The following is a 7,506-nucleotide window of genomic DNA, read 5'->3' as shown; positions in this document are numbered from 1 at the left end:
GGGGCGTCCGGCCCGGACGGGGCGCCCGGCCCGCGCGGGGCGTCCGGCCCGGACGGGGCGCTCAGGCCGGGTCGAGGTCCCCGGTGCGGTGCCGGGAGGGGCGCGCGGCCGGCTCGGCGATCCAGCGGTCCAGCTGCTCCCAGCGGTCGTACAGCCAGTCGGCGAAGGCGTCCGCGTCGGCGGTCGGGACCTGCTCGGCGCCGAAGCTCCACCAGCGCAACCGGACCCGGTCGTCCGGGCCGTGCGCGTAGCCGGGGCCGAGCATCCAGGGGAGCAGCCGCTCGGGGCCGGTGTGCCCGCAGACCAGCACCAGGGCGGACGGCCCGGCGGCGGTCAGCGCCGCCAGCGCGCCCGGCAGGTGCGGCGGCAGCACGTGCGGCATCGCCTCGGCCCGGTCGGCCAGCGCGTCCCGCCCCCCGGCGCGCAGCTTGGCGATCGACCCGGCACGCCGGGCCGCGCTGTAGTTGGTGCCCTCGGGGTACAGCCACAGCGCCTCGTCCGGGCCCAGCGACCGCCCCTGCGCGGCGAGTTCGGCCAGCGCGGCGGCCCGCCCGGCCCGGTCCCAGCGGAACAGGGCCAGCGGCAGTCCGCGCAGCAGCGCCCGCAGGCCGGGCTCCAGGGCGACGCAGCGCTTGGCGATGCCGCGCGGGCGGCGGCCGAGCACGGCGGTGACCGCGGTGATCGCCAGTTGGGTGTTCAGGATGCCCGCGTGCCGGGCCAGCACCACCACCGGCCGCCCGGGGTCGGGCAGCGGATCGGGCGCCTCGACCTGGAAGCGCAGGCCGGACCAGCGCCCGGCCAGCAGCCGGAAGCGGCGCCCGGCCCGGACGGTGAGCAGCCGCCAGGCGTCCGGCCCGGCGCGGCGGGCCCGCAGCCGCAGCGAACCGGCCAGCGCGGTCAGCGAGAACCCGGCCAGGTAGGCGGCCCAGACCAGCGGGAGCCGGGCGGCGCTCGCCGCCCGGGCGGGCAGCAGCGGCCGGAGCAGGCCGAGCGGGAGCAGCAGCGGGACGAGGAGGAGCAGAAACGCCGTCAGGGCGCCGAGCGCGGCGGCGTCCCGGGCCGAGGCGAGCGCGGCGGCGCCCGGCCGGGCAGCCCGGGAGGGCCCCGGGGAGGGCGGAGTCCTGTGCATGGCTCCAGCTCTCTCACGCCGCCGGGCCCCCGGCCAGCCGAAGATCCACTGCGCTGGACCGATCGGGGCCAGTGTCCGCCACCGGGTGCTGCGGACGGGCGAAGACGCAGGTGGGAGCGGTTGCGGCGGTCGGAAACCGGATCGGACGATGAGCCTTGCGGGCCCGTCGGGCCCGCGCGGAGGACGGACCCGGGGACGCCCCGGAGACAGGCGGCGCAGCGATGGACGGTCTGACGGACGGGCAGGGCAAGGTCGCGTTCGTGCTCGGCGGGGGCGGCGAGCGCGGCGGCAACCAGGTCGGCATGGTCCGGGCCCTGCTGGAGGCCGGGATCACCCCCGACATCGTGGTCGGCACCTCGATCGGCTCGGTGCAGGGCGCCATCCTGGCGAAGAACCCCACGGTCTCGGTGGTCGGCGAACTGACCGAGCTGTGGATGGAGTTCATCAGCATGCGGGTGATGAAGCCGTCCCTGCGGGCGTTCCTGTCCAACGTCCGCCACGTGCGGGCCGGGCTGACCTCGGAGGACGCCGCGCACCGGATGCTGCTCAACCACTTCGCGCCGCACACCCGGATCGAGGACCTCAAGCTCCCGTTCGCCTGCCCGGCGTCCTCGATCGAGCGGGCCGCGGCGCACTACTTCGACCAGGGGGCGCTGATCCCGGCGCTGCTGGCGTCCTGCTGCGTCCCCGGGCTGTTCCCGCCGGTGGAGATCGACGGCGAGCACTACCTGGACGGCGGCCTGATCGACTCGCTGCCGGTCGGCCTGGCCGCCTCGCTGGGGGCGACCACGGTGTACGCGCTGCGGATCCGGCAGACCGGCGAGGGGCTGCGGGTGCCCCGGATGCCCTGGCAGCTCGCGCACGTCGCCTTCGAGGTGAGCCGGCGGGCGGCCGTGGAGGCGGAGATCGCCCGGCACCGGCCCGGCGTCACCGTGCACGTGCTGCCCAGTGGCGAGGACGAACTGGTGCGGGCCGGACGCGGACCGGTCCCCTCCGGTCGTGCCGAACTGGAGACCGTCCGGCGCCGGATCGCGCTCGGCTACGACGCCGCCTCCGCATTCCTGGAGGGCCTGCGGCGCACCCGGCAGGAGGCGGCCGGCTGATCGCCGCACCACCCCGCGGCGGCCCTGCGTGCGCCCGGCGGACGGTGGTGGACACCCCGCCGACGCGCGCCCCTCCCGCGCTCCCGAACGCCCCCGCCCGCCGGGGGCGTTGGCACGCCCGGCCCCCGGGGCGGCAGCGGCCCAGGCCACCACCGGTCCGGCGGCCGCGACGCCGTCTGACACGGCGTCAGCGCCGCCAATCCTCCATGGGCCGAGGTTCACCTAATCGGGTGCACACGGGGCCGCGCGGGCGATCCGCGGGCCGGAACGATCTAGTGTTCCGGAGGCAGCGGGTGAGTGCGGAGGCCAGCGCCTCCCGGCCCCCCGCCGACGCTTTTGGCTTCCTTTACCCATTGCCCCACCGCCACCCCGGCAACACCCCCATACGCTCACGGATCTGACGGACCGTCAGATCCGTGCGAGACGAAGGAGAGCCCGGCCCGAGGTCCGTGGACAGCAGCCCGGAGACTCAGCAGGCGCAGCGCCAGCAGAGCAGCCTCACCACCGCCGCGGCCCGCAACCTGGCCACCACGACCAAGTCCGCGCCGCAGATGCAGGAGATCACCTCCCGCTGGCTGCTGCGGATGCTCCCGTGGACGCAGACCTCCGGCGGCACCTACCGGGTCAACCGCCGACTGACCTACACGGTCGGCGACGGCCGGATCGAATTCATCCAGACCGGTGGCGACGTCCGGGTCATCCCCCGCGAGCTCGGCGAACTCGCCCTGCTGCGCGGCTACGAGGACGACGAGGTGCTCGGCGCCCTGGCCGCCCGCTGCCAGCAGCGCGACTTCCGGGCCGGCGAGGTGCTGGTCGAGCGCGGCACCGCGTCCGACAAGATCCACCTGGTCGCGCACGGCAAGATCAACCAGGTCTCCACCGGCAAGTACGGCGACGACGCCGTGGTGGGCGTCCTCGGCGACGGCGACCGCTTCGGCGAGAACGCCCTGCTGGACGCCGACGCCACCTGGGACTACACCGCCACCGCCAAGACCGCCGGCACCCTGCTGACCCTCAGCCGGGCCGACTTCGAGGCCGTGCTCGCCCAGTCCGAGAGCCTCCAGGGCCACATCCGGGACTTCGCCAGCCTGCCGCTGCAGCGCCAGAACGAGCTCGGCGAGGCCGAGATCGCCATGTCGGCCGGCCACGAGGGCGAGCACCAGCTGCCCACCGCGTTCGTCGACTACGAGCTCAAGCCGCGCGAGTACGAGCTCTCCATCGCGCAGACCGTGCTCCGCGTCCACTCCCGCGTCGCGGACCTGTACAACCAGCCGATGAACCAGATCGAGCAGCAGCTCAAGCTCACCGTGGAGGCGCTGCGCGAGCGCCAGGAGTACGAGCTGATCAACAACCGCGAGTTCGGTCTGCTGGCCAACTGCGCCTTCAACCAGCGCATCCAGACCCACTCCGGCCCGGCCACCCCCGACGACCTGGACGAACTGCTCAGCCGCCGCCGCGACTCCGAGTTCTTCCTCGCCCACCCGAAGGCGATCGCCGCGCTCGGCCGGGAGTTCAACGCCCGCGGCCTGTACCCCGACACCGTCGACATGCAGGGCCACAAGGTCCCGGCCTGGCGCGGCGTCCCGATCCTGCCCTGCAGCAAGATCCCGATCACCCCGGAGAACACCAGCTCCATCCTGGTGATGCGCACCGGCGAGGACAACCAGGGCGTCATCGGCCTGCACCAGACCGGCATCCCGGACGAGTACCAGCCCAGCCTGTCGGTCCGCTTCATGGGCATCGACGACAAGGCCGTGATCAACTACCTGGTCACCGCGTACTACTCGGCGGCCATCCTGGTGCCGGACGCGCTCGGCGTGCTGGAGAACGTGGAGATCGCGCACCGCTGACCGGCGGCCGCCGGCTCCTGACCGACACCGCGCGACAACGGCCCGCCGCCGGCCGTAACCAAACGGCGGCGCACCACGTTGAGGGTGCGTCGGATTGATCATGCCGATCCGTTTCTGCAGCTCGCCCACGGCACTGCGGGTGGAACGGCCCGATCCTCCGACGCGCCCTCGAGTGCGCTCCGGCCACCTCGGCCGTACCCGAAGCGGGGCGCGCACCAACCCGTCGACCACCCACGGCCACCGGAAGGTCGGACCACGCCCATGCAGCGCAACCACCGCCCGTCGGCGGACGGCAGAACGGGGGCCCCGGCCTTACCGGGCCCGGCCCGGCCCTCACGGGTGGGGCGCGGCGCCCGCACCGCGACCGCCCTGGCGGGCGTCGCCGTGGTCTGCGCGGTGCTCACCGGCGCCACCCAGGCTGCGTCCGCCGCACGCGCCGCCGGCGACCACCGGCTCGACATCTGCGTCAAGGTGCACACCTCGGTCGACGCCCCCGGCGTGCACATCGAGGTGGACGCGGGCAGCGGGGTCGACGTCCCGCTCCACCCGCAGGACGGGGCCGGGGGCGACGGCAGACCGGGCAGGGGCCACGACAGCCACGGCAACGGCCACGGGTACGGGCACCAGCACCACTGCGACCCGAAGCCGACGCCCACCCCGACCCCGAAGCCCACCCCCACGCCGAAGCCGACGCCGACCCCCAGCCCCACCCCGAAGCCGACGCCGACACCCACCCCGGTGCCGAAGCCGAAGCCCACGCCGACCCCGGTGCCCGCACCCCCGGCCCCGGTGCCCGCGAAACCCGCGCCCACCCCAGCCCGGCCCACCCCCGGCGCGGTGCCACCGCCCGCGGCGGCCCCCAGCCCCGCGCCGACGACGCCCGGCCCGAGCCCCGCACCCACCCGGCCCGCGCCCACCGCGACCGTCCACCTGCCGCCGCCCCCGGTGCGCGCCGAGGCCCCCAAGCGCCACACCACCCCGACCACCACCCGGATGCTGGTGGTCACCGTCCCCGCCGTGCTGGCCGCCGCCGCGCTGCGCCCGCGCGGGAGGTCCGGAAGCGCCGGACGGCGCGGCCGTTCCTGATCCCGTAGCCGTAGCCGTAGCCGTAGCCGTAGCCGTAGCCGTAGCCGTAGCCGTTCCCGGCCCCGCCGCGGGGCGGGCCGCGCCTGCGGGAAACCGACAACCCACTTCATCCCATGGACAGTTCAGGAGAGGACCCGTCATGTCCGAATGGCTGGCACTAGCCCTCGCGATGGCCGGGGCGTGCCTGGTCGTCGTCGCGGTCGTGCTGGTGAGGAGCCGCAGGGCCGACGAGCACGAGGACACCTCGGAGACACCCGACGTCATCGAGTACATCACCATGATGATCGGCGTGGTCTACGCGATCGTGCTCGGCCTGGCCATCGCGGGCGTCTGGGAGTCCCGCTCCGCCGCGCAGGACGACGTGCAGCGCGAGGCCCAGGCGCTGCACGAGGTCAGCGCCCGCGCCGAGGTCTTCCCCGCCGATTACCGCGCCGTGGTCGACAAGGACGTCGAGGCGTACGTCTCGTTCGTGGTGAACACCGAGTGGCACTACATGCGCAGCGAGGGGGAGATCAGCCCCGAGGGCACCGACCTGCTCGCCAAGCTGCGCACCGACGTCGCCGCGCGGGCGCCGCAGAACGACATCGAGGCGCAGGCGTACCAGGCGATGACGGACAAGATCGCCGCCGCCGACGAGGCCCGCAACTCCCGTGGCGGCAACGTCGGTCCGACCATGCCGGGCGTGGTCTGGTTCGGCCTCGGCGTCGGCGCGGTGATCACCATCGGCATGCTGTTCGCCCTGCAGATCCGCCGCTCGCCGCGCGAACTCGTCCTGGCGGGCACCTTCAGCGCGCTGTTCGGGTTCCTGCTGTTCCTGATCTGGGACTTCGACGACCCCTTCGGGCGCGGCATGTCGGTCACCACCGAGCCGTTCCTCAACCTGTTCCCCTTCCTCGGCGGCTGACCGGTGACTGGTCGTCCGTCGATCGGTGACCGGATCGGTGCGCCAACTGTCCGCTCGGTGAACGGAACCGAGCGGACATGAGGAACATTCGGTCCCGAGCACCGTACCGAAGCAGTTCGCGCACTACTCTGGTGGCAGCCGCCCGCCGTGCCGACGGGGGCCCGGGTGCGGGCGGCTGACGGGGAGCCCGCGCGGGCCGCCGCCCCGGGCGGTGGCGGCGCGGGCACGACGGGGGAGAGCACGAGGGGGAAGCACGACATGGGGGAACACACGGGGGACGGCGCCCGCCGGAGCGCCACCGCACCGCACGCACCACACGCACCGCACGCACCGCATCCGGCGGAGGACGGGCCCGACCGGGCCGGGCGGGGGCGCCGCTTCCTGCTCGCCCGGGTGCCCGCCCCCGGCAGCGTCACCGCCGCCCGCCGGATCACCGACCGGTACGTGGACGGCACCCGGCTGCGGCTGCGCCGGGTCGAGCGGCTCGACACCGGCGAGTGCAGCTACCGGCTCACCCGGGAGCAGCCCGCCTGCCCGGACGCACCGGCCGACCTGCACCTCTCCGAGCAGGAGTACGCCCGCCTGCTGGCGGCCCTGCCCGGCCCCGAGCTGACCAGGACCCGGCTCGGCGTCCCCCCGCTCGGGGTGGACGTCTTCGAGGGCCCGCTGCTCGGACTGGTGCTGGCCGAGGCCGAGTTCGAGAACCCCGAGGATGAAGAAACGTTCGTCCCGCCGCCCGGCTGCGTCGCCGAACTCACCACGGACGACTTCACCGGCGGCCACCTCGCCCGCACCGACCGCGAACACCTCCGCGCGGGCCTCGCCGAGTACGGTGTGGCCCTGCCGTGAACCCCGCGGCCGAGACCGGACACCGAGCAGGACGGACCACATGGACACCGAGGTACGGGAAGCCTGCGTGGGCGCGCTCACCGCTCTGGCCGGCAGCGCCGACCACCAGGACCGCGCCGACGCCGGCCGGGCGCTCGCCCCGTTCGCCGAACTCCCGGCGGCGGCCCGGGAGCTGGCCGCCCTGCTGGCCGACCCGCGGGACACCTACGTGACCCTGGAGACCGCCCGGGCCCTGCTGCGGCGCGGCGACCGGGCGGCGCTCGCGATCCTCGCGGACGCCCTGGCCGGCCTCGACGTCCAGCACGAGCAGTACGTCGACGACGCCGTCCGCGAGGTGCTCGGCGTGTTCGAGGAGGACCACGGCCGGGTGTCGCTGCTGGTCGAGGAGCTGGCCGGGAGCCCGGACGCCCGGACGGCGAAGGGCGCGGCCGTGCTGCGCGGCATGCTGGGCGAGGTGGCACCGGTCTTCCGGCCGGTCCGCTGACCGCTTTCCGGCCGGTGGCCGACCGCTTCCCGGCCGGTGGCCGACCGCTCGGCGCGCCTTCGGCAGTCGCCTTCCGGCGGCCCGGGAACCCGACGGCCCCC

7 protein-coding genes are annotated in these 7,506 nt (G+C 75.0%); 6 read left to right on the top strand and 1 reads right to left on the bottom strand.

The window, feature by feature from the left end:
- Positions 1-61 precede the first annotated feature (61 nt).
- Positions 62-1,129 (bottom strand): 1-acyl-sn-glycerol-3-phosphate acyltransferase, encoded by a 1,068-nt coding sequence (locus ACFUEL_RS30890; protein ID WP_380240088.1) that lies wholly within the window; start codon positions 1,127-1,129, stop codon positions 62-64.
- Between the two features lie 221 nt (positions 1,130-1,350).
- On the opposite strand from ACFUEL_RS30890, the gene ACFUEL_RS30885 reads away from it, so the two are divergent.
- The 6 genes from ACFUEL_RS30885 (at position 1,351) to ACFUEL_RS30860 (ending at position 7,405) form a co-directional block, all read left to right on the top strand.
- Positions 1,351-2,232 (top strand): patatin-like phospholipase family protein, encoded by an 882-nt coding sequence (locus ACFUEL_RS30885; protein ID WP_380240087.1) that lies wholly within the window; start codon positions 1,351-1,353, stop codon positions 2,230-2,232.
- Positions 2,233-2,681: 449 nt separating this feature from the next.
- A complete protein-coding gene (locus ACFUEL_RS30880; RefSeq protein ID WP_380240089.1) occupies positions 2,682-4,082 on the top strand; it encodes a family 2B encapsulin nanocompartment shell protein in 1,401 nt (466 codons plus the stop codon).
- Between the two features lie 339 nt (positions 4,083-4,421).
- Complete coding sequence (locus ACFUEL_RS30875; protein ID WP_380240086.1) at positions 4,422-5,168, top strand: hypothetical protein; 747 nt, start codon at positions 4,422-4,424, stop codon at positions 5,166-5,168.
- 139 nt (positions 5,169-5,307) lie between these two features.
- The gene (locus ACFUEL_RS30870) at positions 5,308-6,072 is read left to right on the top strand and encodes a hypothetical protein (protein ID WP_380240085.1); all 765 of its coding nucleotides are present in this window, start codon (positions 5,308-5,310) and stop codon (positions 6,070-6,072) included.
- Between the two features lie 258 nt (positions 6,073-6,330).
- Entirely contained in the window at positions 6,331-6,921 is a 591-nt protein-coding gene (locus ACFUEL_RS30865) for a hypothetical protein (protein ID WP_380240084.1), read from the top strand.
- A 40-nt stretch (positions 6,922-6,961) separates the two neighbouring features.
- Positions 6,962-7,405 carry a hypothetical protein gene (locus tag ACFUEL_RS30860; protein ID WP_380240083.1) on the top strand — a complete coding sequence of 148 codons (444 nt, stop codon included), beginning with the start codon at positions 6,962-6,964 and terminating at the stop codon, positions 7,403-7,405.
- Positions 7,406-7,506: the final 101 nt, after the last annotated feature.

The organism is Kitasatospora sp. NPDC057198 (assembly GCF_042670125.1).
Classification (GTDB): Bacteria; Actinomycetota; Actinomycetes; order Streptomycetales; family Streptomycetaceae; genus Kitasatospora.
Note: the sequence above shows the minus strand (reverse complement) of the source record. Positions and strands in the feature narration are given on the sequence as shown.